The organism is Bradyrhizobium sp. RDI18 (assembly GCF_043203335.1).
GTDB lineage: Bacteria > Pseudomonadota > Alphaproteobacteria > Rhizobiales > Xanthobacteraceae > Bradyrhizobium > Bradyrhizobium retamae.
The window spans coordinates 5,399,199-5,425,405 of record NZ_JBICRN010000008.1 but is presented as its reverse complement, the minus strand read 5'-3'; the positions used below and the strand labels follow the sequence as shown (position 1 = coordinate 5,425,405).

Here is a 26,207-nt window from a genome sequence, read left to right as displayed (position 1 = left end):
AGGAGCCGGGCCTCAACGGCAAAATCGTCAAGAAAATGTCTTGGCGTAACCTTCGACCACGGTCTTCAGCTTGCCGGCGAGATCGTCAGAGAGATCCCGGCTGTCGCGGATGCCGTTGAGAATGTCGACGTTTTTGCCGCGCAGCAGCGACAACAGGCCGTCCTCGAAGGCGCGCACCTTGTTGAGCGGAAGCGGGTCGAGATAGCCGTTGGTGCCGGCCCAGATCACGCAGACCTGCTCTTCCATCTTCAGCGGTGAGAACTGCGGCTGCTTCAGGAGTTCGGTCAGGCGCGAACCGCGGTTCAGGAGGCGCTGGGTCGAAGCGTCGAGGTCGGAGCCGAACTGCGCGAAGGCCGCCATTTCGCGGTACTGCGCCAGCTCACCCTTGATCTTGCCGGCGACCTTCTTCATCGCCTTGGTCTGCGCCGAGGAGCCCACGCGCGACACCGACAGACCGACGTTCACCGCGGGACGGATGCCCTGGAAGAACAGGTCGGTTTCCAGGAAGATCTGACCGTCGGTAATCGAAATCACGTTGGTCGGAATGTAGGCCGACACGTCGTTGGCCTGGGTTTCGATGACCGGCAGCGCCGTCAGCGAGCCCGAGCCCTGGTCCTTGTTGAGCTTCGCCGCGCGCTCGAGCAGACGGGAGTGCAGGTAGAACACGTCGCCCGGATAGGCTTCGCGGCCCGGCGGGCGGCGCAGCAGCAGCGACATCTGGCGGTAGGCGACGGCCTGCTTGGACAAGTCGTCATAGATGATGACGGCGTGCATGCCGTTGTCGCGGAAGTACTCGCCCATCGTGCAGCCGGTGAACGGTGCGATGTACTGCATCGGCGCCGGATCGGACGCGGTGGCGGCGACGACGATCGAATATTCCAGCGCGCCCTGCTCTTCCAGCACCTTGACGAACTGGGCAACGGTCGAGCGCTTCTGGCCGATCGCGACGTAGACGCAATACAGCTTGATGTTCTCGTCCGGCTGCGCGTTGAGCGGCTTCTGGTTCAGGATGGTGTCGAGCGCGATCGCGGTCTTGCCGGTCTGACGGTCGCCGATGATCAGCTCGCGCTGGCCGCGACCGACCGGGATCAGCGCATCGATCGCCTTGAGGCCGGTCGCCATCGGCTCGCTCACCGACTTGCGCGGAATGATGCCGGGCGCCTTGACGTCGACGCGCATGCGCTTGTCGGCCTGGATCGGGCCCTTGCCGTCGATCGGGTTGCCAAGCGCGTCGACGACGCGGCCGAGCAGGCCCTTGCCGACCGGCGTGTCGACGATGGCGCGGGTACGCTTAACGGTCTGGCCTTCCTTGATCTCGCGGTCGGCGCCGAAGATCACGATACCAACGTTGTCGGTTTCGAGGTTCAGCGCCATGCCACGGGTGCCGTTCTCGAACTCGACCATTTCACCGGCCTGGACATTGTCCAGACCGTAGACGCGGGCGATACCGTCACCGACGGACAGCACCTGCCCGACTTCGGTAACCTCAGCCTCCTGGCCGAAATTCTTGATCTGGTCCTTGAGGATCGCGGAAATTTCCGCGGCGCGGATGTCCATCAGCCTGCCTCTTTCATCGCGTGCTTGATCGAATTGAGTTTGGTGCGAAGTGAGCTATCCACCATGCGGCTGCCGAGCTTGACCACAAGGCCGCCAATGATGGAGGGATCGACTTTCACGTTGAGCGCGACGTCCTTGCCCGTCACCGTTTTCAGTGCGGTCTTCAGCGCGTCGAGATTCTTGTCACTGAGCTGTTCGGCGACGGTGACGTCAGCGGTCGCCTCGCCTTTGAACTTCGCCACCAGCGCGCGGAAGGCGCGGATCACATCGGCCACTGCAAACAGCCGGCGGTTGGCGGTCAACACTTTAAGGAATTTGGCGGAAGTGCCGGTAATTCCAGCCTTGTCGAGCAGGGCAGTGAGCGCCTTGGCCTGCGCATCTGCCGAGAAGACCGGGCTGCGGACGAGGCGCTTGAGATCGGCGCTTTCGTTCAGCATGGCCTCGAATTTATCGAGATCGGCTCTTACCGCGTCGACGGATTTCTCCTCGCGCGCCAACTCGAACAAGGCCGTAGCATAACGGCCGGACACTCCCGAAACGGACGGATCTTCAGCAGCCACAGAGACGCTCTTTTCAGATGTCAAACTCGCAAGGGAAAAACCGTCGCCACGGGTAGCGGCGCCTAGCGATCCAAGCCCTTGGAATTCAAGCGGGACTTCGATTTTCGACCGGCACGAGAGGTGCCGGGATCGTTAAAATCGCGGCTTTGCTAACATAGCAAGCGCGCAGGTGCAACATGACGGCGCATGCGGGCGATGTCTTGTTGCATGTCAATTTTCGGGCCCGGTCGAATGCGGCTTGATGGGATCAGCGCGCCGGAATTTTTGACCCGGCGGTTGCAGGCGATCTGGAGCGGTCCCCGACCAGCCGATTTGTTCCACCAGTATTTGTTCCACCCGTATTTGCATGGCCGCTATGACCGATAGCGTTCGGAACGAATCGGGCGGCTCGCCTCCATTTGATCATTACTTGCGCAAATCTTCACTCGATGCGTGATAACTGTATTGTTAAGTAATAATAAGTATTGGATTGATTAAAAATCTATTAACGTGCAAGATTACGGAATATCGCTCGACGGTAACAAGATATGTCACCGCGATACATTCCCGATTTACTGCCCAAATCATGCCTCATTGCCTCATCAAACGGCCCTCTGAAGTTGGGACGGGGGTTCCATTTGTCACGTATGTGGCAAATACTATCTGAGGGACTAGTTTAATGTTGCATACCAATAATGTTGTGCCGGGAACTCTAACCCGGTCGCGTACGGCGCTCGCCTTGATCGCCGCAACTCTCCTGGTCGGTGGCGCCGTCACCGAAGCTTCTGCAAAATCCAGGCATCATCGCCATCACCACCATCACGCCAGCAAGGCCAAGGCTGCCGGCAACTGGCTGGACGCCAATGCCTCGATCGGCTCCCAGAGCACCGGGCGCGGCTTCTCGGGAAAGGCCTCCTTTACGGCAATGAATCCGGCAGCAAGACCGCCTCTGGACAGCGCTTCAACCAGAACGCCATGACCGCAGCCCACCGCTCGCTGCCGTTCGGCACCAAGCTCCGCGTCACCCATCGTGGCCAGAGCGTGATCGTCACGATCAACGACCGTGGTCCCTTCATCAGGGGACGCGTGCTCGACCTGTCCAAGGGTGCTGCGCGGGCCATCGGCCTGACAGGCGCCGGCGTCGGCCACGTCACCGCCGAGGTCATCTAAAGCGCGCGATCGCGCGCCGTCTTCCGGTCCATCAGATCGCGTAAGCGTTGCGTTGCGTTGCGTTGCGTAACCGTCGCGGAACTTTCCGCGGCAACAAAGGCCTGCCGTCGTAAATGACGGCAGGCTTTTTTGTTTTTGGGGAGCCCAGTCTGCTCACCCTCCCCTGGAGGGGGAGGGTCGGCTCACATGAGCGAAGCGAAATGTGAGACGGGGTGGGGTGATCTCTCAACTCGGGCACCGTTAGGTTGGAGAGACCGTCACCCCACCCCGCCGCGCGTTACACGCGCGTCGACCCTCCCCCTCCAGGGAGGGTGTTACAAAAAGCTCTGCGGATCGACGTCGACTTCGAGCTTGAGATTGCCTTTGGTCTTCGGACCGCCGGCGAGCCACTCGCGCAAATATTCCGAGAGGTCGACGTTGCGCAGCGACTTCACCAGGATCCGAAACCGATAGCGGCCCTTGATCACCGCAAGCGGCGCTTCGGCAGGTCCCAGCACCTGGATGCGCTCGTCGATCGGCGCCACAGCGGCAAGGCGGCGCGCAAAGCCTTCCGCGGTCGGCCGGTCGCCTGCGGAAATGATCAGGCTGGCGAGCCGGCCGAACGGCGGATAGCCGGTGCGCTCGCGGGAGTCGATTTCGCTGGCGTAAAACGCCTCTCGGTCGTTGGCGACCAAGGCCTTCATCACGGGATGTTCGGGCTGATGGGTCTGCAAGTACCCGACGCCGCGGCCCTGATCGCGCCCCGCACGCCCTATCACCTGATTGAGCAGTTGGAACGTGCGCTCGGCAGCGCGCGGATCACCATTGCCGAGGCCCAGATCCGCATCGACCACGCCGACCAGATTGAGCCGCGGGAAATTATGGCCCTTCGCGACCAGTTGCGTGCCGATGATGATGTCGACGCGACCTTCGGCGATTTCGTTCAGCTCGCTGCGCATGGTCTCGATCGAGGTGATCAGATCGCTCGACAGCACCATGGTGCGCGCTTCCGGAAACAGCGCGGCCGCCTCCTCCTGCAGCCGCTCGACACCGGGGCCGACCGCGACCAGCGATTCCTCAGCCTGGCAATGCGGGCAGATATTCGGGCGCGGCATCGAGAAGCCGCAATGGTGACAGACCAGCCGCTGACGAAACCGATGATCCACCAGCCAGGCGTCGCAGATGGTGCAGGCAAAGCGATGGCCGCAGGCGCGGCATAGCGTCAGCGGCGCGTAGCCGCGGCGGTTCAGAAACAACAGCGCCTGTTCGCGTTTCTCGATCGCGAACCGGATTTGCTCGGCGAGCGGCGGCGAGATAAAGCGGCCGCGCGGCGGCGGGGCGCGTCGCAAATCGATCACTTCGATATGCGGCATGTGTTGGCCGCCGAAGCGGGACGGCAGCGCGACGCGCTGATAGCGCCCCTTGCGTGCATTGACTTCGGTCTCGACTGACGGCGTCGCGGACGCCAGCACGATCGGGATCTTGGCGATATGCGCGCGCACGACTGCCATGTCGCGGGCATGATAATGCGCGCCGTCATCCTGCTTGTAGGCCTGGTCGTGCTCCTCATCGACAATGATGAGACCGAGGTCCGCATAAGGCAGAAACAGCGCCGAGCGCGCGCCGACCACGACCGGCGCTTCACCCGCCGATATTGCCGCCCAATTGCGCTGCCGCGTGCGCGGCGTCAGTTCGGAGTGCCATTCCAGCGGGCGCACGCCGAAACGTTGGGCGAAGCGGTCGAGGAATTGCCCGGTCAGCGCGATCTCCGGCATCAGGATCAGCGTCTGCTTGCCGCGCCGGACGACTTCCGCAATCGCCTCGAAATAGACTTCCGTTTTGCCCGATCCGGTGACGCCGTCGAGCAGCGCGACGTGAAACGTGCCGTTGGCGGCAAGCGCGCGCATCATGTCGACCGCCGCGCGCTGCTGGTGCGAAAATTCCGGCTGCGCAAAGACGGATCGGGCGCCGGCGGCGCCAGCGGCGGCGGCATCGCCTCGATGGCGAGGGTCCCCTCATCGACAAGGCCGTCGACCACGCCTGAGCTGACGCCCGCCTCCCGCGCCGCATCCGACTTGCCGTGCAGCAGGCCGTCCGACAGCACCTCGATCAGCCGCCGCCGCGCTGGCGTCAGGCGCTGCGGCGCCGGGCCTACCAGCCGCACGCCGAGGCGCATCCGCTCGGGCCCAAGGTTTTCACCCATCCGCAAAGCCATACGCAGCACCATGCCGCGCGCGGACAGCGTGTAATTGGCAACCCAATCGACCAGGCTGCGCAATTCCTCCTTCAGCGGCGGCACGTCGAGCTTTTCGCGGACGTCCTTCAGGCGGTTGTGCAGGCGCGGATCGGGATTGGCGTTCTCCGCCCACACCACCGCCACCACCTCGCGCGGCCCGAGCGGCACGCAGACGACATCGCCCGCCTTCAGCTCCATGCCGCGCGGCACGCGGTAGGAATAGTTTTGATTGAGCGCGACCGGCACCAGCACGTCGACGACGCGGGTCGACGAGGCCGATGAGCTGGTTTGGCGAGTGGTGTGGTCCATCAGGGGGAATCAGGCTTGAGGTATCCGGAGGGGAGCTAGCGCCGCTCCGGCCGGTTAGCGAACGGTAAACGAAAGAGGTGCGATATAATGCGCTGAATCACTGTCTCCAAGACAAGGTCTCAAGACAAGCTCTCGAAGGCAAGAATGATGGCCAGGGAAGTTCCGGCACTGCAAGCGGTCGAGCTCGAATGCGCCGACGAGGGGCTCGCGCGGGAGATGACGCGCTGGCTGACGCATCTGCGCGCCGAACGGCGGCTGTCGCCAAAGACGCTTGAAGCCTATGCCCGCGACCTCCGCCAATGCCTCACCTTCCTCGCTGAACATTGGGGCGGCAGAGTCACACTGAAACGATTTGCGGCGCTGGAAGCCACCGACGTCAGGGCTTTCATGGCGATGCGCCGTGCCGACGACATCGCCGGGCGCTCGCTGATGCGGGCGCTGGCGGGGTTGCGTTCGTTCGGCCGCTACCTCGAACGGGAGGGCAAAGGCAAGGTCGGCGCCCTGTCCGCGATCCGCGCGCCGAAAATTGCAAAAAGCCTGCCGAAGCCGATCCAGATCGCCGCCGCCAAGCGCTTTGCCGATGCCGACGAGCGCGCCGGCGAGGAGCGTGATCCCTGGATTCTCGCGCGCGACGCCGCGGTGATGGCGCTGCTTTATGGATCGGGCTTGCGTATCTCCGAAGCGCTGGGACTGAAGCGCCAGGACGTGCCAAGACCCGGCGAAGGCGACGTCATTATCGTCACCGGCAAGGGCAACAAGACCCGCATGGTGCCGGTGCTGCAAAACGTGATGGCGCTGATCGCCGATTACGTTGCGATGTGCCCGCATTCATTGCCGCCGGCCGGCCCGATCTTCGTCGGCGCGCGCGGCGGACCGCTTTCCCCACGCATCATCCAGCTCACCATGGAGCGACTGCGCGGTGCGCTGGGGCTACCCGACAGCGCCACCCCGCACGCGCTGCGGCATTCTTTCGCGACCCATCTGCTCAGCCGCGGCGGCGATCTGCGCGCGATCCAGGAACTGCTCGGCCACGCCTCGCTCTCGACCACGCAGATCTATACCGGGATCGACAGCGAGCGGCTCTTGGAAGTGTACAAGAGCGCGCATCCGCGCGGATGAATCTCAGCGCTCGGCGCCGACATACTCCCGTCACATCGGTGGCTTCCTTAGCTGACCTCTTGCGCTCGCGTTGCGGTTCGGCAATCGTGCGCGCGCCAACCGACAGGAGGGGACTAAATGGGCGCACATGAAAGCATGGAGCATGCGGAGCACGCCGAGCACGCTTCGGGGTCGAACAAGAAGATCGCGCTGCTGATCGCGGTGATCGCATTGTTCCTTGCGTTCTCGGAAACGCTGGGCAAGGGCGCACAGACCGAAGCCATCAGCAAGAATGTCGAGGCTTCGAATCTCTGGGCATTCTTCCAGGCCAAGAGCATCCGCCGCACCGTGGTGCAGGCCACCGCCGAACACGCCAAGCTCAGCCTCGGCACCGTCGGCGACGATGGCGCAAAGGCGGCGCTGCAGAAGCAGATAGACGACTGGAACAAGACTGCGCAGCGCTATCGCTCGGAGCCGGAGACCGGCGAAGGTTCGGAAGAGTTGGCAAAACGCGCCAAGCACGCCGAGCACGAGCGCGACGAGGCGACCGCAAAATATCACCACTACGAAATCGCTTCAGCCGCCTTCCAGATCGGCATCGTGCTGGCGTCCGCCACCATCATCACCGGCATGATCGTGCTGGCCTGGGTCTCCGGCATCTTGGCGATCGCCGGCATCGGCATCACCGCGCTCGGCCTCTACGCGCCGCATCTGCTGCATTTGCATTGAGGTTGTCATCACCCGCGAAGGGACTGAACTCCCTCTCCCGCTTGCGGGGAGGGCTGGGGTGGGGGTGTCGCCGCGAATCGAATCATACTGTTCGTGTCGAGAGAGCTTCCCCCACCCGTATCGCATCTTTCGATGCGATACGACCTCCCCGCAAGCGGGAGAGGTGAAAGGCCCTACCGCGCCTCGTGCACGCTCTTGCGGAAGCGCGCGATCGTGCGCAGCATGCGCGATGACCAGCTATCGCCGTCGCCGCGCAAAATCTCCCGGATGCGCTGCTTGATCGGATAGACGAGCGCCGCCGCCTTGGCGCGCATCGCCATGATGAACTCATAGAGGTTCTTGAACCACGCCATTTGCAGCAGCTTCGGCCGCGTCACGTCGAAGATGAACGCGGTGACGCCGACCCCGAGCAATTTGCCTGATACGATCACAACCGCCGCGCTGAACCAGTATTGGTGCGCCAATAGCCAGAGCCCGACCAGCTTCAGCGGAAACAGCAGAATCACCGGCACGGCAAATACGATCAGCGACATCGCCGGCGACAGCGCATCGACCCGATCGGACAGCCATCGCTTGAAGGCACGAAGCGGAATCAGCGCAACGATGCGCTCGACGATCGGCTCGAGATGATCCCACAGCCAAGCTTCGATCAGGAAGATGACCGCAAGCAGGACCCAGAACGGCTGAAACAGGCGGCGCATCATCGATCGTGATCTCTAAAGCGGAATGACATCCTTGATTGGTCGCTCCGCTCGATCTCCTTGTTCAAAGCATGGGTCTTTGGACAGCCACTTCTTCAATTCGGCGTGTACCGGGTTCCGATCACATATGGATGGCGCGTTTGCCGACCGCAAGCGCGGCTTCCTTGATCGCTTCCGAGCGGGTCGGATGCGCATGACACGTCCGCGCCAGATCCTCGGCAGAACCGCCAAACTCCATGAGAACAGCGGCTTCCTGAATCATTTCGCCGGCCTCGCGGCCGACAATGTGCACGCCGAGCACGCGATCGGTCTTCGCATCCGCGAGAACCTTCACAAACCCGTCAGTGGTCTGGTTGACCTTGGAGCGGCCGTTGGCGGTGAACGGGAATTTGCCTGAGGTGTAGGCAACGCCGGCCTGCTTCAGCTCTTCCTCGGTCTTGCCGACCGACGACACTTCCGGCGTCGTATACACGACGCCCGGGATAACATCGTAGTTCACGTGACCCGCCTGCCCTGCAATGATCTCGGCGCAGGCAACGCCTTCATCCTCGGCCTTGTGCGCGAGCATCGGTCCCGCCACGACGTCGCCGATCGCATAGACGCCCTTCACGCTGGTCGAAAAATGCCCGTCGATCTGCACGCGGCCGCGATTGTCGAGTGCGATGCCGGCTTCCTTGCACCCGAGCCCTTCGGTGTAGGGCACGCGGCCGATGCAGACCAGTACCACGTCGGTCTCAATCGTTTCCGCTGCGCCGCCCGCCGCCGGCTCCACCGTTGCCTTCAACGTCTTGCCGGAAGCGTCGACCGCCGTCACCTTGGCGCCGAGCTTGAATGCAAAGCCCTGCTTTTCGAGGATGCGCTGGAACTGCTTGGCGACTTCCCCATCCATGCCGGGCAGGATGCGATCGAGAAACTCGACGACCATGACCTCAGCGCCAAGCCGTTTCCAGACCGAGCCGAGCTCCAGCCCAATCACGCCAGCACCAATGATGAGAAGCCTCTCCGGCACCTTCTCAAGCGACAGCGCGCCCGTCGACGACACCACGCGCTTCTCATCGATCTCGATGCCCTTCAGCCGCGCGATGTCGGAGCCGGTGGCGATGACGATGTTCTTGGTCTCGACCGTCTGCGACTTGCCGTTACCGCTGACTTCGACCTTGCCGGCGCCGAGAATCTTGCCGGCGCCGTAGAGGACATCGATCTTGTTCTTCTTCATCAGGAACTCGACACCCTTGACGTTGCCGTCGATGCCCTGTTGCTTGAAATTCATCATCGCCGGCAGATCGAGCCTTGGCGCGGAAATGCTGACGCCCATCTTGGCAAAGGAATGCGCGGCCTCCTCGAACATTTCGGAGGCGTGCAGCAGCGCCTTCGACGGCATGCAGCCGACATTGAGGCAGGTGCCGCCCAGCGTCGCGTTTTTCTCGACCACGGCCACCTTCATGCCGAGTTGCGCCGCGCGCACCGCGCAGACATATCCGCCCGGACCGGTGCCGATGACGACGAGATCGTAGGAAGCCATGATGAAGTCCTGTAGCTGAGATAAGGTGTCAGGTGTTACCGGCCGCCCGATACATCAAGGATGGCGCTGGTGACGTAGGAAGCCTCGTCCGAAATCAACCAGACGATGGCATTGGCGATTTCTTCCGCAGTGCCGACGCGCTTCATCGGCACCATGTGCGCGAGCCGATGCGCGCGATCGGGCTCGCCGCCGGAAGCATGAATATCCGTATCGATCAGTCCAGGCCGGATCGCGGCGACCCGAATGCCCTCTCCGGCAACCTCATAGCCAAGGCCGATGGTGAAGGAATCAACCGCGCCCTTGGACGCCGCATAATCCACATACGTATTGGGGGAGCCGAGTTTCGCCGCGACCGAGGAAAGATTGACGATGACGCCGCCCGCGCCGCCGTTGCGGGTCGACATCCGCTTCACCGCTTCGCGCGCGCATAAAATGCTGCCGGTGACGTTGACTGCCATCATGCGCTGGATGCGCTCGGCCGACATGTCTTCGACCCGTATCGACGGGCCGACAATGCCGGCATTGTTGACGAGCGCGCCAAGCGTTCCGAAGTCGTCGGCGGCCTTGAACAGCGCGAGAATGTCCGCCTCGCTGCCGACATCGCATTTCACGGCGATCGCCTTGCTGTTCTTGCGTTCGATCTGCGAAACGACTTCGTTCGCCGCGGCTTCATTGCTGGCGTAGCCGACCACGACGCGAAAACCGCGCGCGGCGGCGGCGATGGCGGCCGCACGGCCGATGCCGCGGCTGCCGCCGGTGATCACAACAACCTTGTCCGTCACATCAGGTCCCACAAATCGACGTGCATGATCCACGGCTTGCGGCGCTGGCGTGAGTGCCGACGCCGGCAAGCGTATTGTGTCAGAGATCCAGCACCAGGCGAGCCGGATCCTCCAGGCTCTCCTTGACGCGCACCAGGAACGTCACCGCCTCCTTGCCGTCGATCACGCGGTGATCATAGGACAGCGCCAGATACATCATCGGGCGCACCTCGATCTTGCCGCCGACCACCATCGGCCGCTCCTGGATCTTGTGCATGCCCAAGATGCCGGATTGCGGGGCGTTGAGGATCGGCGTCGACATCAGCGAACCGTAGATGCCGCCATTGGTGATGGTGAAGGTGCCGCCCTGCATCTCGTCGATCTTGAGCTGGCCGTCGCGCGCGCGGCGGCCGAAATCGGCGATCGATTTTTCGATGTCGGAGATCGACCTGTGGTCGCAGTCGCGCACCACGGGCACGACCAGGCCCTTGTCGGTGCCGACGGCGACGCCGATGTGGTAGTAGTTCTTGTAGATCAAATCGGTGCCGTCAATCTCGGCATTGACGGCCGGGATGTCCTTCAGCGCCTGCACCACCGCCTTGGTGAAGAAGCCCATGAAGCCGAGCTTCGAGCCATGCTTCTTCTCGAACACGTCCTTGTACTGCGCGCGCATCGCCATGATGTGGCTCATGTCGACCTCGTTGAAGGTCGTGAGCATCGCGGCCGTGTTCTGCACGTCCTTCAGCCGCCGCGCGATGGTCTGGCGCAGCCGCGTCATCTTCACGCGCTCCTCGCGCGCGGCGTCATCGGCCGGCGACGGCGCGCGGACCTGCACGGAAGCGGCCGGCTGATGGACCGGGGTCGGCGCCGACGCCGCCTTCTCGATCGCGGCCAGCATGTCGCCCTTGGTGACGCGGCCATCCTTTCCCGAGCCGGGCACGGTCGCGGCATCGATGCCGCTCTCGGCGGAAAGTTTGCGCACCGACGGTGCCAGCGGCGCATCTGCTGCCGCAGCCTTCGGAGCCGCAGCAGGGGCAGCGGCGGGCGCTGCAGCCGGGGCGGCGGCCTTGGCGGGCGCGGCGGCGGCCGGCTTCGCGGCGCCGGCCGCGCCTTCATTGATCTGCCCGAGCAGCGCGCCGACGGCGACGGTCTCGCCGTCCTTGGCCGCGATCTCGCCAAGCACGCCGGCGGATGGCGCCGGCACTTCGATGGTGACCTTGTCGGTCTCGAGCTCGACCAACGGCTCATCCACCGCTACCGCTTCGCCGGCCTTCTTGAACCAGCGGCCGATGGTGGCTTCCGTCACGGACTCGCCGAGCGTCGGAACACGAATTTCAGTCATGGTATTTTCCTCTTTGCGTTATGGCCGGGCTCGTCCCGGCCATCTACGCCCTAAGACAATTTTCACAAAGCAAGACGTGGATGCCCGGGACAAGCCCGGGCATGACGACTTGGGGCAATTGCTAGTTCAGCGCCTCATCCAGCATCGCCTTGAGCTGTGCCAGATGCTTCGACATCAAACCGGTGGCAGTTGCCGCCGAGGCGGCACGGCCGGCGTAACGTGGGCGCCGGTTCGGCGCGTGGATCTGGTTCAGCACCCATTCCAGATAGGGCTCGATGAAGTGCCATGAGCCCATGTTGCGCGGCTCTTCCTGGCACCACACCACTTCGGCATTCTTGAAGCGGACGAGCTCCTGCACCAGCGCCTTCAGCGGCACCGGATAGAGCTGCTCGACGCGCAGGATGTAAATGTCGTCGATGCCGCGCTTCTCGCGCTCCTCGTAGAGATCGTAATAGACCTTGCCCGAGCACAGCAGGACGCGGCGGATCTTGTCGTCCGGCGCCAGCTTGATCTTCTCGTCGGGCAGCATCTGCGCGTCATCGTACAGAATGCGGTGGAACGTCGTGTCCTTGCCGAGCTCATCGAGTCGCGAGACCGCGCGCTTGTGCCGCAACAGCGACTTCGGCGTCATCACGATCAGGGGCTTGCGGATCTCGCGATGTAACTGCCGCCGTAGCACGTGGAAGTAATTCGCCGGCGTGGTCGGATACACCACCTGCATGTTGTCTTCGGCGCACATCTGCAGGAAACGCTCGAGCCGCGCCGAGGAGTGCTCCGGTCCCTGCCCTTCATAGCCATGTGGCAGCAAGCAGACGAGACCGGACATGCGCAGCCATTTGCGTTCGCCGGATGAGATGAACTGGTCGAACAGCACCTGCGCACCGTTGGCGAAGTCGCCGAACTGGGCTTCCCACATCGCCAGCGCCTTCGGCTCGGCCAGCGAATAACCATACTCGAAGCCGAGCACCGCCTCTTCGGACAGCAGCGAGTTGATGACCTCGTAGTGGCCCTGATCGTGGCCAAGGTGGTTGAACGGCGTGTAGCGGCTCTCGTCTTCCTGGTCGATCAGCACCGAATGGCGCTGCGAGAAGGTGCCGCGTTCGGAATCCTGGCCGGATAGCCGGACGTGGTGGCCTTCCTGCATCAGCGTGCAGAACGCCAGCGCTTCGCCGGTCGCCCAGTCGATGCCGACACCGTTGTCGATGGCCTTGGCGCGGTTTTCCAGGAAACGCTGGATCGTGCGGTGAACCCGGAAACCGTCCGGCACCTTGGTGATCTTGCGGCCAATATCCTTGAGGATACCGACATCGACGCCGGTGACGCCGCGGCGGGCGTCTTCTTCCTGGTCGGCGGATTTGAAGCCGGCCCATTTGCCGTCGAGCCAGTCAGCCTTGTTGGGCTTGTAGCCGGAGCCCGCCTCGAGCTCGGCATCGAGCCGCGCACGCCAGTCGGCCTTCGCCTTCCCGACCTCGCCTTCGGTCAGCACGCCGTCGGTGACCAGGCGCTTTGCGTAGAGTTCGAGCGTCGACGGATGCGAGGCGATGTGCTTGTACATCACCGGCTGGGTAAACGCCGGCTCATCGCCCTCGTTATGGCCGTGCCTGCGATAGCAGAACATGTCGATCACGACCGGCTTGTGGAATTTCTGCCGGAACTCGATCGCGACCTTCGCCGCGAACACCACAGCTTCCGGATCGTCGCCGTTCACGTGGAAGATCGGCGCATCGATCATCTTCGCCACGTCGGACGGATAGGGCGAGGAGCGCGAATAGCGCGGATAGGTGGTGAAGCCGATCTGGTTGTTGACGATGAAATGCAGCGAGCCGCCGGTGCGGTAGCCCTTCAGGTCGGAGAGGCTGAAGCATTCCGCCACCACGCCCTGGCCGGCGAACGCGGCGTCGCCGTGCAGCAGCAGCGGCAGCACCGAGATGCGCATGTCGGGCGGATCGCCGTGCTGGTCCTGCTTGGCGCGCACCTTGCCGAGCACGACGGGGTCGACGATTTCCAGATGCGACGGGTTGGCGGTCAGCGACAGATGGATCTTGTTGCCGTCGAACTCGCGGTCGGACGACGCGCCGAGGTGATACTTCACGTCGCCCGAGCCTTCGACGTCCTCGGGATTGGCGGAGCCGCCCTTGAATTCATGGAACAGCGCACGGTGCGATTTGCCCATCACCTGGGTCAGCACGTTGAGGCGGCCGCGATGCGGCATGCCGAGCACGATTTCCTTCACGCCGAGATTGCCGCCACGCTTGATGATCTGCTCCAGCGCGGGGATCAACGACTCGGCACCGTCGAGGCCGAAACGCTTGGTACCGGTGAATTTGAGATCGCAGAATTTTTCGAAACCTTCGGCTTCGATCAGCTTGTTGAGGATGGCGCGGCGCCCTTCCGGCGTAAAACTGATCTCCTTGTCCGGCCCCTCGATGCGCTCCTGGATCCAGGCCTTCTGCGCGGCGTTCGAGATATGCATGAACTCGACGCCGAGCGTCTGGCAGTAGGTGCGCTCGCAGATCGCGACGATCTCGCGCAGCGTGCCGTATTCGAGGCCGAGCACATGGTCGAGGAAGATCTTGCGGTCGAAATCGGCCTCGGTGAAGCCATAGGTCCGCGGATCAAGCTCCTCGCGATCGCGCGGCGCCTCGATGCCGAGCGGATCGAGCTTGGCGTGGAAATGACCGCGCATGCGGTAGGCGCGGATCAGCATCAGGGCGCGAACCGAATCGCGCGTCGCCTGGTTGACGTCGGCAGCGGATAGTTCGGCGCCCTTGGCCTGCGCCTTGGCGGCCAGCTTGGCGCCGACGGCCTTCTCGACGGTGACCCAGTTACCGTCCAGCGCCGAGGTCAGTTCGTCCTGCGGCGTGAGCGGCCAGTTGTCGCGGCCCCAGGACGGGCCCTCGGCGTTCTTCTGGACGTCGGCCGGGGTGTCTTTCAGGCTCTTGAAGAATTCCTGCCAGTCGCCGTCGACCGACCCGGGGTTCTGCTCGTAGCGGGCGTAGAGCTCGTCGATATAGGTGGCGTTGGTGCCTTGCAAAAATGAGGAAAGGGCAAATGCTGCGTTCGCGTCCTGGCGAGACATGATGGCGTCCTGGTGAGTTTCGCTTTGCGCGTGGAAAACGGCGCTGTAGCCGGTCCGGGAGGCCCGAACCAGCTCGGTAAGAAGCTTTACCCTATTTAAGACGGATATTCCCGCCTAAAAGGACCAAGAACTGAATTAAGACTTCAATTTTTCGGCAAGCGTATGTCCGAGCCGTGCCGGCGACGGAGACACCGTAATTCCCGCCGCTTCCATGGCCGCCGTCTTGGATCCGGCGTCACCCTTGCCGCCGGAAATGATGGCGCCGGCATGCCCCATGCGACGGCCGGGAGGGGCGGTGACGCCGGCGATGAAGCCAACCATCGGCTTTTTCCGGCCGCGCTTGGCCTCGTCCTTGATGAACTGGGCGGCGTCTTCCTCGGCCGAGCCGCCGATTTCACCGATCATGATGATCGAAGTGGTCTTCTCGTCCCTGAGGAACATCTCCAGCACGTCAATGAATTCGGTGCCCTTGACCGGGTCGCCGCCGATGCCGACCGCGGTGGTCTGACCGAGGCCCTCCTGGGTGGTCTGGAACACGGCCTCATAGGTCAACGTCCCCGAGCGGGAAACGATCCCGACGCTGCCCGGCTTGAAGATGTTGGCCGGCATGATGCCGATCTTGCATTCGCCCGCCGTCATGACGCCCGGGCAGTTCGGCCCGATCAGGCGGGATTTCGATCCCGACAACGAACGCTTCACGCGCACCATGTCCAGCACCGGAATGCCCTCGGTGATGCAGACGATCAGCGGAACCTCCGCATCGATCGCTTCGCAGATCGCGTCGGCCGCACCCGGCGGCGGGACATAGATCACGCTGGCGTCAGCGCCGGTCTTCTCGCGCGCCTCACGCACGGTGTCGAAGACGGGCAAGCCGAGATGCGTCGAGCCGCCTTTGCCCGGCGAGGTGCCGCCGACCATCCTGGTGCCATACGCGATCGCGGCTTCCGAATGGAACGTGCCGTTCTTGCCCGTAAAACCCTGGCAGATGACTTTGGTGTTGCTGTCGATCAGAACGGACATGATTGCGAACGCTTTCTTCGGTGACCGTGAACGAGGGGTTAATGAATGCGACGGTACGTGCCGGTGAGCACGTCGGCCCATCCTTCGGCATCAGGCGAGAACTGGATCTTCATGGTGTAGTTGTTGTCGTCGACGACTTCGTACACGTGGCGCGCATTGCCGCGCAGCGAGCCGCGCACCAGGGTCAACTTGTTACCGACCCAGGCGCCGGAGGCCGGTGCCGGCGAATAGTAGCCGAGCGAATCGTGCCAGAATAATTTGTAGGTCCGGTCTTCGCGGTCATAGGTGAACACGCCGTGGGTGGCGAAAGCCTCCTTGCCGTCGCGCATCTGACGGGTGTCCTGAATCAGGTAGAAGCCGTTGAGATCGACGCGCGCGACCACATGCGAGGTCGCTGGACCGCCCGCAGTCCAGCGCGACGGATAGACCATTTCCTCGCCCGCCCACTCGCCCGCAAAAACCGCGAGCCGGCGGTGTTCATCCAGCGGTGTCGGTGCGGCGAGATGGTCAGCCATCGCTAGCCTCCCTTGACGGCTTTCACGATTTTCTGTGCGGCATCGTCGAGATTGTCGGCAGGTACCACGTTGAGGCCGGATTCGCGGATGATCTGCTTGCCGGCGTCGACATTGGTGCCTTCGAGCCGCACCACCAGCGGCACTTTCAGGCCAACTTCCTTCACTGCGGCGACCACGCCTTCGGCGATGATGTCGCACTTCATGATGCCGCCGAAGATGTTGACCAGGATGCCCTTCACGTTCGGGTCGGCGGTGATGATCTTGAACGCCGCCGCCACCTTCTCCTTGCTGGCGCCGCCGCCGACGTCGAGGAAGTTGGCGGGCTCCATGCCGTAAAGCTTGATGATGTCCATGGTCGCCATCGCAAGGCCGGCGCCGTTGACCATGCAGCCGATGGTGCCGTCGAGCGTGACGTAGTTGAGATCGTACTTTGACGCCTCGACCTCCTTGGCATCTTCCTCGGTCAGATCGCGCAACGCCACCGCCACTTCGGGATGGCGGAACAGCGCGTTGTCATCGAACGACACCTTGGCATCGAGCACGCGCAGTTCGCCCTGCTTGGTGACGACGAGCGGATTGATCTCCAGCATCGCCATGTCCTTGGCAACGAACGCCGTGTAGAGCTGCGTCACCAGCTTCTCCGCCTGCTTGGCGAGATCGCCGGTGAGCTTCAGGGCTTTCGCGACCGTGCGGCCGTGATGAGCCATGATGCCGGTTGCCGGATCGACGGAGAAGGTCACAATCTTCTCCAGGCGTATTGTGGGCAACGTCCTCGATATTGACGCCGCCTTCGGTCGAGACGACGAACGCGACTTGGGAAGTTTCACGATCGACCAGGATTGAGAGATAAAACTCCTTGTCGATGTCGGAGCCTTCCTCGATGTAGAGGCGATTGACCTGCTTACCCTGCGGGCCGGTCTGGACCGTGACCAACGTCGCCCCCAGCATCTGCTTGGCGAATTCGTTGACCTCAGCGACTGATTTCGCGATGCGGACGCCGCCCTTGTCGCCGGCGGAAGCTTCCTTGAATTTGCCCTTGCCGCGGCCGCCGGCATGGATCTGGCTCTTCACCACCCAGATCGGGCCGGGAAGCTGTTTGGCGGCGGCTTCCGAATCCGAGGCCTTCAAGACAGGCACGCCACGCGAAATCGGCACGCCGAATTCATGCAGCAGAGCCTTGGCCTGGTATTCGTGGATATTCATTTGGACGCTCCCCAAAACCCTTAGCGGCGAGTTCTACAGTTCACCGGCATTGGTAGTTGGCATACCATATACCAAGATAACTGCAACCCTAAAACCGCTTTCGCCCCGGCGAGGGGCGAAAGCTGAGTAAAATCAACGACCGAGCAGATCGGGCGCGATCTTCTTGCAGGCGTCGACCAGGCCCTGAACCGCGCCGACCGACTTGTCGAATGCTTCGCGATCCTTGCCGGCCAGCTCGATCTCGACGATGCGCTCAACGCCCTTCGAGCCGATCACCACGGGGACGCCGACATACATGTCCTTCACGCTGTACTCGCCGTTGAGGTAGGCCGCGCACGGCAGCACGCGCTTCTTGTCCTTCAGATAGCTCTCGGCCATCGCGATCGCCGAAGCGGCCGGCGCGTAGAACGCCGAACCGGTCTTCAGGAGGTTGACGATCTCGGCGCCGCCGTTGCGGGTGCGGTCGACGATTTCGTCGATGCGGGTCTGCGAGGTCCAGCCCATCTTGACGAGGTCGGGCAGCGGAATGCCGGCGACCGTGGAGTAGCGCGTCAGCGGCACCATGGTGTCGCCATGGCCGCCGAGCACGAAAGCGGTGACGTCCTCGACCGAGACGTGGAATTCGTCGGCCAGAAAATAGCGGAACCGCGCCGAGTCGAGCACGCCAGCCATGCCGACTACCTTCTTGTGCGGCAGACCGGAAGCCTTCTGCAGCGCCCACACCATCGCATCCAGCGGGTTGGTGATGCAGATGACGAACGCATCGGGCGCATACTTCTTGATGCCGGCGCCGACCTGCTCCATGACCTTGAGATTGATGCTCAGGAGGTCGTCGCGGCTCATGCCGGGCTTGCGCGGCACGCCGGCGGTGACGATGCAGACCTTGGCGCCATCGAGCGCCTCATAGGAATTGGCGCCTGTCAGATGGGCGTCGAAACCGTCGACCGGCGAAGATTGCGCGATGTCGAGCGCTTTACCCTGGGGGACGCCCTCGGCGATGTCGAACATCACGACGTCGCCAAGCTCCTTCAGGCCGACGAGGTGAGCCAGCGTTCCGCCGATCTGACCGGAGCCAATCAAAGCAATCTTGTCGCGCGCCATGGGAAATTTGTCCTTCTGAGACGAAGAGTGAGGGTGGATAATCAGTCGGATGGCTGGTTATCCCTTTCGAATGGCCGGTTCAAGCCGGGGCATGCCCGATTCTAAGGCCGCGCCTGGATTTCAGTCAGGTATGCCAGAGCGTACTGTCATTCCGGGGCGATGCGCAGCATCGAACACGGAATGACGACGGCTACGTCTCGACCAGCCCCGTAGTGGAGCCGCTGGCCGCGGAATCCTTCCTTCCGTGCGGCAGCGCCAAATAGGACTCAGAACTCATTTCGATCAGACGCGACGCGGTCCGCTTGAACTCGTTGGCTTCAACGCCCTCGGCAGCGACATACAGCGACACCGGATCGGCCTCGGCCGAGGCCATGAGCTTCACCGCGTTGTCGTAGAGCGTGTCGATCAGCGAGATGAAGCGCTTGGCGGCGTTGCGCTCGGCGTAATCCATCACTGGAATGCGATCGATCAGGATGGTGTGATAGTCGTGCGCCAGCCGCAGATAGTCCGACGCGGCCAGCGGCTTTTCGCAGATATCGGCAAAGGAAAATCGCGCCACGCCATGCGCCGAGCAGGGCACGCGCAGGACGCGGCCCTTGATCGCAATGTCGCGCGGCTTGCACGGCGCGTTGCCGGTCATCTTGCGCCAGGCGCGGTCGAGCGCGACGCCGGCTTCATCATCCGGCGGCACCAGCCACATCTTCACGCCGGCCAGTTTTTCCAGCCGGAAATCGGTGCGGGCATCGAGCCGCAGCACATCCATGCGGTCTTCGATCTGCGAAATGAACGGCAGGAAAAGCGCGCGGTTGAGCCCACCCTTGTAGAGGTCTTCGGGCGCGACGTTCGAAGTCGCGACCACGACGGTGCCGAGCTCGAACAGCTTTGAGAACAGCCGGCCCAGGATCATGGCATCGGCGATGTCGGTGACGTGGAATTCGTCGAAGCACAATAGCCACGCCTCGTCGAAGATCGCGTTGGCCGTCAGCTCGATCACGTCGCTATCCGCGATTTCACCGCGCGCGATATTCTGGCGATAGGCGTAGATCTTCTCATGCGCCTCCGCCATGAACTCGTGGAAATGGGCGCGGCGCTTGCGCTGGACCGGGCTCTGCTGAAAGAACAGGTCCATCAGCATGGTCTTGCCGCGACCGACCTCGCCGTGAATGTAGAGCCCGCGCGGCGGCGGCTCACTTTTGTCGCCGAACAATCGGCCGAGCAGGCTCAATTTGCGCGCCGGCTTGTAGCTCGACAGCCGCTCCTCGAGTGCGGCGAACGCCTCGGCAGCTTCCGCCTGCGCGGGATCGGCCTCGATCGCGCCAGAGGAAACCAGAGCCTGATAGTGTGCACGGAACGAGGTGGGGTCAGTCGACAGCATGGCCCCTTTCGGCCTCAAGCGAGCGGAAATTGCAAGCCGTGAATTGGTGCTGGGGGTATGCAAACACGGCCATTCCCGGATCGTCATACCCGGCCAACGGGTCGCGCGAATGCGCGCCCGACGACAGCGGAGAGGCGGCCAGCGTCCGCCCTCACGCGCTCAGCGCATAGGAATCCTCGACCACATAAGGCCCGCCGCCGGTGGACGCGCGGGACGAGAACAGCACAAAGCGCGAAGCCCAGAACGTGCGGCTCGGGAAATAGCCGCGCACCGAGAGATAATCGGCAACGTCCTGGCTGGAGGCGTCATGCAGCCGCGCCAGCGTCACATGGGGAATGAATTTGCGCCCTTCGGGATCGAGCCCGAGCCGCTGCATCAGCCGTTCGAGCTCGGCCTGCAGCTCGATCAGCGGCCGGCTCGGCTCGACGGAAGCGACCACTGCGCGCGGTTTCTTGCCGCCAAAGCTCTGCAGGCCCTGCACCTTGACCTCGAACGGCTTGCGGTTGACCCGAAACAGCATCGAGGCGATTTCATTCGCCGACATGCCGTCGATATCGCCGATGAAGCGCAAGGTGACGTGATAATTTTCGGGATCGATCCAGCGTGCGCCGGGAAGGCCGCCACGCAAATTGGAAAGGCTCTGGCCGATCTCGGCCGGAATTTCCAGTCCAGCAAACAAACGCGGCATCGCATGACTCCCGATGCTTGGGCATGACCTTGAAAAGGACCATGTCCTGTAACAGCGCCCGGTGACGAATCACCGATAGTTATTTTCTATCCGACTTATGTGACTCTGCGAAGCACGCGGGGCGAGCACTCCGCAATGCTACGGAAAAACCTTGGGGTAACCTCATTCGTTGCTGCTTTTTCAACTCCGCTGCCCGGAGATCGTGCCGATAAATGCCTCCACCATGGGCAGAATATTCTTCACGATGATATCGACACCCTCGGCGGTCGGATGGATTCCGTCGGCCTGGTTGAGCTTGGCCTCACTCGCAACCCCCTCCAGGAAAAATGGGTAGAGCGGCACGCCGAACGATTTGGACAGCTCCGGATAGATGGCGTTGAAGCGTGCCGCATATTCGCTGCCGTAATTGGGCGGCGCCAGCATCCCGCACAAGAGAACCGCGATCTTGCGCGCCTTCAGCCGGGTCAGGATATCGCTCAGCGCCGCGCGGGTGACGGCGGGGTCGATCCCGCGCAGCGCATCGTTGGCGCCGAGCTCGAGAATCACCGCCTCGGTTCCTCCGGGATCGACCAGTCCAGCCGGTCGCGACCGCCGGACGTGGTATCGCCGGACACTCCGGCGTTGATCATGTCGACCTTTATCCCCTTGTCGCTTAACGCTTTTTGCAGGCGGGCGGGGAACGCTGCCGGCGCAGACAGGCCGAGGCCCGCGCTCAAGGAATCACCGAGGACGACCATCTTGACCGGTTTGGCGGGTGCAGTGGCCGGGGCCTGAGTCTGGGCCAAAACCGGCCCGGCCGTCATCAAAGCCACAATCAACACGCGTATGTGCGCAAACATCCGTTTCAAGCCCTCGACCCGAGCGGTGGAAGTGCCATATGACCGAGCCATGGACAGTCTCATCGAACCCTCTTCACTGACCGGCGTCGGGCCGGACACCATTTCCATCTCCAACGTCAACCTCTCGCTCGGCACAGGCGCCGCCCGCGTTCATATCCTGAAAGATATCAGCCTTCGTGTGGCATCCGGCGAGGCGATTGGCCTGATCGGGCCGTCAGGTTCGGGCAAATCGACCTTGCTGATGGTGATGGCGGGGTTGGAACGTCCTGACAGCGGAGAGGTGGTGGTCAACGGCACGCCGTTCAATGCCCTCGACGAGGACGCCCTCGCCCGCTTCCGCGGCCGCCAGGTCGGCATCGTGTTCCAGTCGTTTCACCTGATCCCGACCATGACGGCGCTGGAAAACGTAGCCGTGCCGCTGGAGCTTGCCGGCAGTCCCGACGCGGCGGAGCGCGCGGCGAAGGAACTGGCGTCGGTCGGCCTCGGCGAGCGCCTGCATCATTACCCGACCCAATTGTCCGGGGGCGAACAGCAGCGCGTGGCGCTGGCTCGCGCGCTGGCACCCGATCCCGCCATTCTCGTCGCGGACGAGCCGACCGGCAATCTCGATGAAACCACCGGCAAGCAGATCATCGACATGCTCTTCACCAAACATGCCGAGCGCGGCATGACGCTGGTGCTGGTGACGCACGACAGTTCGCTGGCGCAGCGCTGCGACCGCGTGGTGCGGCTGCGCTCCGGCCGGATCGACGGGCACTCATGACCGCGATTTCCCGAGCCGGTCTACAAGAGCCGCGCATCCTCGCTGGCGCTGCGTTACGCGCTTCGCGAATTGCGCGGCGGCCTGCGTGGCTTTTACGTCTTCATCGCCTGCATCGCGCTTGGCGTCATGGCAATTGCCGGCGTCGGCTCGGTGGCGGCAAGCCTTAGCGAAGGTCTGACCCGCGAGGGCCGAACATTGCTCGGCGGCGATGTCGCATTCTCGCTGATCCAGCGCGAAGCCAAGCCGGAGGAACTCGCCTTCCTGCGCGCGCGGGGCCAGGTGTCGGTTGCGGCCGCGCTGCGGGTGATGGCCCGCGCCAGCGACGGCAAGCTGGCGCTGGTCGAGCTCAAAGCGGTCGACGGCAACTATCCGATGCTCGGACGGTTGACGCTTGATCCCCAAATGCCGATGTCGGATCTGCTGGCTGAACGCGATGGCGCGTTCGGCGCGGCGGTCGATTCCACCCTGCTGGCGCGGCTCGATCTCAAGCTCGGCGACCGCATCGGCATCGGCAATGCCACGGTCCAGATTCGCAGCGTGGTTGGCGCCGAGCCGGACAAGCTCGCCGGCAATGTCGGCCTGGGCCCGCGCGTACTGGTCAGCGAGCAGAGCCTGCGCGCCAGCGGATTGCTGCAGCCGGGCAGCCTGGTGCGCTGGATGTACCGGGTAAAGCTGCCGGACAATGCGGCTGACGAACGCGCCGCCGCCCAATTGGTCAACAGCGCCCGGAGTGCCTTGCCGGAAGCCGGCTGGTGGATCCGCAGCCGCGACAATGCCTCGCCGCAGCTTGAACGCACCATCAACCGCTTCACCCAGTTCCTGACGCTGGTTGGCCTCGCGGCCCTTCTGGTCGGCGGCGTCGGCGTCGCCAATGCCGTCAAGAGCCATATCGATCGCCGACGCGACGTCATTGCCTCGTTCAAGGCGCTTGGCGCCACCGGGCGCGACGTCTTCACCATCTACCTGACACAGGTGATCGTGCTCGCCGGGATCGGCTCGATAATCGGGGCTTGCCGCCGGCGCGGCCTTGCCGTTTGTCATCGTCGGCCTGTTCGGCAAGCTTCTGCCACTGCCGGTGATCCCTGCCCTGCACGCCGACGAACTGGCGCTGTCGTTCCTCTACGGCCTGCTCACCGCGCTCGCCTTCGGGCTGGGGCCGCTCGGCCGGGTCCATGATGTCCCGGTCGCGGCATTGTTCCGCGAAGAGGTCGCCCGCGAATGGCACCGCCCGCGCTGGAGCTATCTCGCGCTGATGGCCGTGGTGATCGTGCTCCTTGTCGCGGTTGCGATCGGGCTGGCCTATGACAAGCGGGTCGCCGCCGTGTTCGTCGTCGCTTCGATTGCGGTGTTTGCGCTGTTGCGCGGCGTCGCCGCCGGCCTGATGGCGCTGGCGCGGCGCCTGCCGCGGTCCAGCATCACCATGCTGCGGCTGGCGATTGCCAATATCTACCGGCCCGGCGCGCTGACGCCGTCGGTCGTGATGTCGCTCGGGCTTGGGCTCGCGGTCCTCGTCACCATTACCCAGATCGACGGCAATCTGCGCCGGCAGTTCCTGGCCGCGCTGCCGGAGCGCGCGCCCTCGTTCTACTTTATCGACATTCCGACCGCCGACGCCGACCGCTTCGGCGCCTTCCTCAAGCAGATCGCGCCGCAATCTGCCGTCGACGACGTGCCGATGCTGCGCGGGCGCATCGTTGCCGCCCGCGGCGTCAAGGCGGACGAACTCAAGCCGTCGCAGGATACCGAATGGGTGCTGCAGAGTGACCGCGGCCTGACCTATACCGGCGAAGTTCCAAAAGGCTCGAAGGTGGTCGAAGGCGAATGGTGGAGCGCGGACTATAAGGGGCCGCCCCTGGTCTCGCTGGAGAAGAAGATCGCCGACGGGCTGAAGCTCAAGATCGGCGACGAGATCGTCGTCAACGTGCTCGGCCGCGACATCGCGGCCAAAATCGGCAATCTGCGTAACGTCGACTGGCAGGGGCTCGGCATCAATTTCGTGCTGGTGTTCTCGCCCAACGCCTTCAAGGGCGCGCCGCACAGCCATGTCGCAACCCTATCCGAGGTCCACCCCGACCCGGCAGGCGACGCCCGGATCATCAAGCAGGTGGCGGACGTCTTTCCGATGGTGACCAGCGTTCGGGTCCGCGAAGCGCTCGAGACCGTCGGCACCGTCGTCACCAACCTCGTGCTAGCCATCCGCGGCGCCAGCGCGGTGACCCTGATCTCGGCGATCCTGGTGCTCGGCGGCGCGCTCGCCGCCGGCCATCGCCACCGGGTCTATGACGCGGTCATCCTGAAGACGCTCGGCGCAACCCGGGTGCGTCTGCTCGGGGCCTATGCGCTCGAGTACCTCATGATCGGCCTCGCGACGGCCATATTCGGCGTGATCGCGGGCTCGATCGCGGCGTGGCTGATCGTGACCAGGCTGATGACGCTCAGCTTCATCTGGCAGGCTGGCAGCGCGGCCGGGGTGGTCGCAGCCGCCCTGATCGTCACGGTGGGGCTGGGGCTCGCCGGAACGTTGTTGGCCCTGAACCAAAAGCCGGCCAGCGTGTTACGGAATTTGTGACAATTTGTAGCGGCGGAAGACGGGGTTAACACTGCTTTTACCCGGAAATCGTCGCGAGAAGCGACATTCAGCCGCGCGTGGAAGCTTGCGTCGAATGTGTTAGTTTCCCACATACCAGCCAAGATCAGTGGCCGGGTTGATGACGTAAGATTCGTAAGATTAACGTCTGCAGATCAGGACATCTGAGATAGAAATCCAACCGGCGCCGCAAACCCCTTGCGCTCCGCCGGGCAACCAACGGGAATTCGACCATGTCGGACCTAGACCGTAACTACGTATCTCCTTTCGGCCGGGCTGCCGGACGCGTTGACGCCGCGGCCGTCGATGCCGGTCTGCGCGCCTACATGCTGCGCATCTACAACTACATGAGCATCGGCCTGGCGATCACCGGCCTTGCGGCGCTCGGCGTCTACATGGCCGCGGTGACCACCGACCAGGCCGGGGCCGCTGCCAGATTCGGCAACGCCTACCTGACGCAGTTCGGCTACGCGATGTATGTCAGCCCGCTGAAGTGGCTGTTCATCCTCGCGCCGCTGGCGATGGTGTTCGCGATCTCGTTCGGCATCAACCGGCTGCGGCCCGCGACAGCACAATTGCTGTTCTGGGCCTTCTCGGCGCTGATGGGCATTTCGCTGTCGTCGATCTTCCTGGTGTACACGCACACCTCGATCGTGCGGGTGTTCTTCATCACCGCGGCGACCTTCGGCGCACTGAGCCTCTACGGCTACACCACCAAGCGTGACATGAGCGGCATGGGGTCGTTCCTGTTCATGGGCCTGATCGGTGTCATCATCGCGAGCCTGGTCAACCTGTTCCTGGCAAGCTCGATGCTGCAGTTCATCGTCTCGGTGGTTGGCGTGCTGGTGTTCGCGGGCCTCACCGCCTGGGATACCCAGCGGCTGAAGAACGACTACATTTACGGCTACGCCTCGGAGGGCGGCGAGATTGCTGAGAAAGCGGCGATTACCGGTGCGCTGTCCCTTTACCTGAACTTCATCAACCTGTTCACGCTGCTGTTGCAGCTACTCGGCCAGCGCGAATAGGCGCTTATCGACCAGGTATGAGTTGAAGCCCCGGCCTCGCGGCCGGGGCTTTTCTTTTGCGCGCAGCAA

General features: G+C 63.3%; 16 protein-coding genes and 5 pseudogenes. 6 read left to right on the top strand and 15 right to left on the bottom strand.

Annotated elements, in window-relative coordinates:
* Positions 1-27: 27 nt before the first annotated feature.
* Entirely contained in the window at positions 28-1,557 is a 1,530-nt protein-coding gene (gene atpA, locus ACFXS9_RS35320) for a F0F1 ATP synthase subunit alpha (protein ID WP_392697367.1), read from the bottom strand.
* Positions 1,557-2,117 (bottom strand): F0F1 ATP synthase subunit delta, encoded by a 561-nt coding sequence (locus ACFXS9_RS35315; RefSeq protein WP_392697364.1) that lies wholly within the window; start codon positions 2,115-2,117, stop codon positions 1,557-1,559. The genes atpA and ACFXS9_RS35315 overlap by 1 nt, the downstream gene beginning before the upstream one ends.
* A 658-nt stretch (positions 2,118-2,775) precedes the next feature.
* Between ACFXS9_RS35315 and ACFXS9_RS35310 the strand changes: the two are divergent.
* A pseudogene (locus tag ACFXS9_RS35310) lies at positions 2,776-3,266 on the top strand (septal ring lytic transglycosylase RlpA family protein).
* 314 nt (positions 3,267-3,580) lie between these two features.
* On the opposite strand, the pseudogene ACFXS9_RS35305 reads toward ACFXS9_RS35310, so the two are convergent.
* Positions 3,581-5,790, bottom strand: a pseudogene (locus tag ACFXS9_RS35305) (primosomal protein N').
* 147 nt (positions 5,791-5,937) lie between these two features.
* Between ACFXS9_RS35305 and ACFXS9_RS35300 the strand changes: the two are divergent.
* Both ACFXS9_RS35300 and ACFXS9_RS35295 read left to right on the top strand, forming a co-directional pair.
* Positions 5,938-6,909 carry a tyrosine recombinase XerC gene (locus ACFXS9_RS35300; RefSeq protein ID WP_392700179.1) on the top strand — a complete coding sequence of 324 codons (972 nt, stop codon included), beginning with the start codon at positions 5,938-5,940 and terminating at the stop codon, positions 6,907-6,909.
* A 117-nt stretch (positions 6,910-7,026) separates the two neighbouring features.
* Positions 7,027-7,617 (top strand): DUF4337 domain-containing protein, encoded by a 591-nt coding sequence (locus ACFXS9_RS35295; protein WP_392697362.1) that lies wholly within the window; start codon positions 7,027-7,029, stop codon positions 7,615-7,617.
* A 173-nt stretch (positions 7,618-7,790) separates the two neighbouring features.
* On the opposite strand, the gene ACFXS9_RS35290 is transcribed toward ACFXS9_RS35295, so the two are convergent.
* From ACFXS9_RS35290 to ACFXS9_RS35235, 12 genes and pseudogenes are all read right to left on the bottom strand, one after another.
* Positions 7,791-8,321 carry a hypothetical protein gene (locus ACFXS9_RS35290; protein ID WP_392697360.1) on the bottom strand — a complete coding sequence of 177 codons (531 nt, stop codon included), beginning with the start codon at positions 8,319-8,321 and terminating at the stop codon, positions 7,791-7,793.
* Positions 8,322-8,439: 118 nt separating this feature from the next.
* Entirely contained in the window at positions 8,440-9,840 is a 1,401-nt protein-coding gene (gene lpdA, locus ACFXS9_RS35285) for a dihydrolipoyl dehydrogenase (protein ID WP_392697357.1), read from the bottom strand.
* 35 nt (positions 9,841-9,875) lie between these two features.
* Entirely contained in the window at positions 9,876-10,622 is a 747-nt protein-coding gene (locus ACFXS9_RS35280; protein ID WP_392697354.1) for an SDR family oxidoreductase, read from the bottom strand.
* Positions 10,623-10,701: 79 nt separating this feature from the next.
* Entirely contained in the window at positions 10,702-11,943 is a 1,242-nt protein-coding gene (gene odhB, locus ACFXS9_RS35275; RefSeq protein ID WP_392697351.1) for a 2-oxoglutarate dehydrogenase complex dihydrolipoyllysine-residue succinyltransferase, read from the bottom strand.
* A gap of 121 nt (positions 11,944-12,064) precedes the next feature.
* Positions 12,065-15,022 (bottom strand): 2-oxoglutarate dehydrogenase E1 component, encoded by a 2,958-nt coding sequence (locus ACFXS9_RS35270; protein WP_392697348.1) that lies wholly within the window; start codon positions 15,020-15,022, stop codon positions 12,065-12,067.
* A gap of 135 nt (positions 15,023-15,157) precedes the next feature.
* On the bottom strand, positions 15,158-16,042 hold the full coding sequence (sucD, locus tag ACFXS9_RS35265) for a succinate--CoA ligase subunit alpha (RefSeq protein WP_392697345.1): 885 nt from the start codon (positions 16,040-16,042) through the stop codon (positions 15,158-15,160).
* 38 nt (positions 16,043-16,080) lie between these two features.
* Positions 16,081-16,557, bottom strand: coding sequence for a DUF1579 family protein (locus tag ACFXS9_RS35260; protein ID WP_392697343.1), 477 nt, complete (start codon positions 16,555-16,557; stop codon positions 16,081-16,083).
* Between the two features lie 2 nt (positions 16,558-16,559).
* A pseudogene (sucC, locus tag ACFXS9_RS35255) lies at positions 16,560-17,760 on the bottom strand (ADP-forming succinate--CoA ligase subunit beta).
* Between the two features lie 132 nt (positions 17,761-17,892).
* The gene (mdh, locus tag ACFXS9_RS35250; protein ID WP_065744744.1) at positions 17,893-18,861 is read right to left on the bottom strand and encodes a malate dehydrogenase; all 969 of its coding nucleotides are present in this window, start codon (positions 18,859-18,861) and stop codon (positions 17,893-17,895) included.
* A 190-nt stretch (positions 18,862-19,051) separates the two neighbouring features.
* Positions 19,052-20,236 carry a cell division protein ZapE gene (gene zapE / locus ACFXS9_RS35245; RefSeq protein ID WP_392697340.1) on the bottom strand — a complete coding sequence of 395 codons (1,185 nt, stop codon included), beginning with the start codon at positions 20,234-20,236 and terminating at the stop codon, positions 19,052-19,054.
* Positions 20,237-20,387: 151 nt separating this feature from the next.
* On the bottom strand, positions 20,388-20,924 hold the full coding sequence (thpR, locus tag ACFXS9_RS35240) for an RNA 2',3'-cyclic phosphodiesterase (protein ID WP_028348494.1): 537 nt from the start codon (positions 20,922-20,924) through the stop codon (positions 20,388-20,390).
* A gap of 180 nt (positions 20,925-21,104) precedes the next feature.
* Positions 21,105-21,814: pseudogene (locus ACFXS9_RS35235) on the bottom strand (arylesterase).
* Between ACFXS9_RS35235 and ACFXS9_RS35230 the strand changes: the two are divergent.
* The 3 genes and pseudogenes from ACFXS9_RS35230 to ACFXS9_RS35220 all read left to right on the top strand — a co-directional run bounded on the left by ACFXS9_RS35230 (position 21,813) and on the right by ACFXS9_RS35220 (position 26,138).
* Positions 21,813-22,526, top strand: coding sequence for an ABC transporter ATP-binding protein (locus tag ACFXS9_RS35230; RefSeq protein WP_392697336.1), 714 nt, complete (start codon positions 21,813-21,815; stop codon positions 22,524-22,526). The pseudogene ACFXS9_RS35235 and the gene ACFXS9_RS35230 sit on opposite strands and share 2 nt — an antisense overlap.
* Before the next feature lie 42 nt (positions 22,527-22,568).
* Positions 22,569-25,095 (top strand): annotated as a pseudogene (locus ACFXS9_RS35225) (ABC transporter permease).
* A gap of 251 nt (positions 25,096-25,346) precedes the next feature.
* Positions 25,347-26,138 (top strand): Bax inhibitor-1/YccA family protein, encoded by a 792-nt coding sequence (locus ACFXS9_RS35220; protein WP_392697333.1) that lies wholly within the window; start codon positions 25,347-25,349, stop codon positions 26,136-26,138.
* Positions 26,139-26,207: the final 69 nt, after the last annotated feature.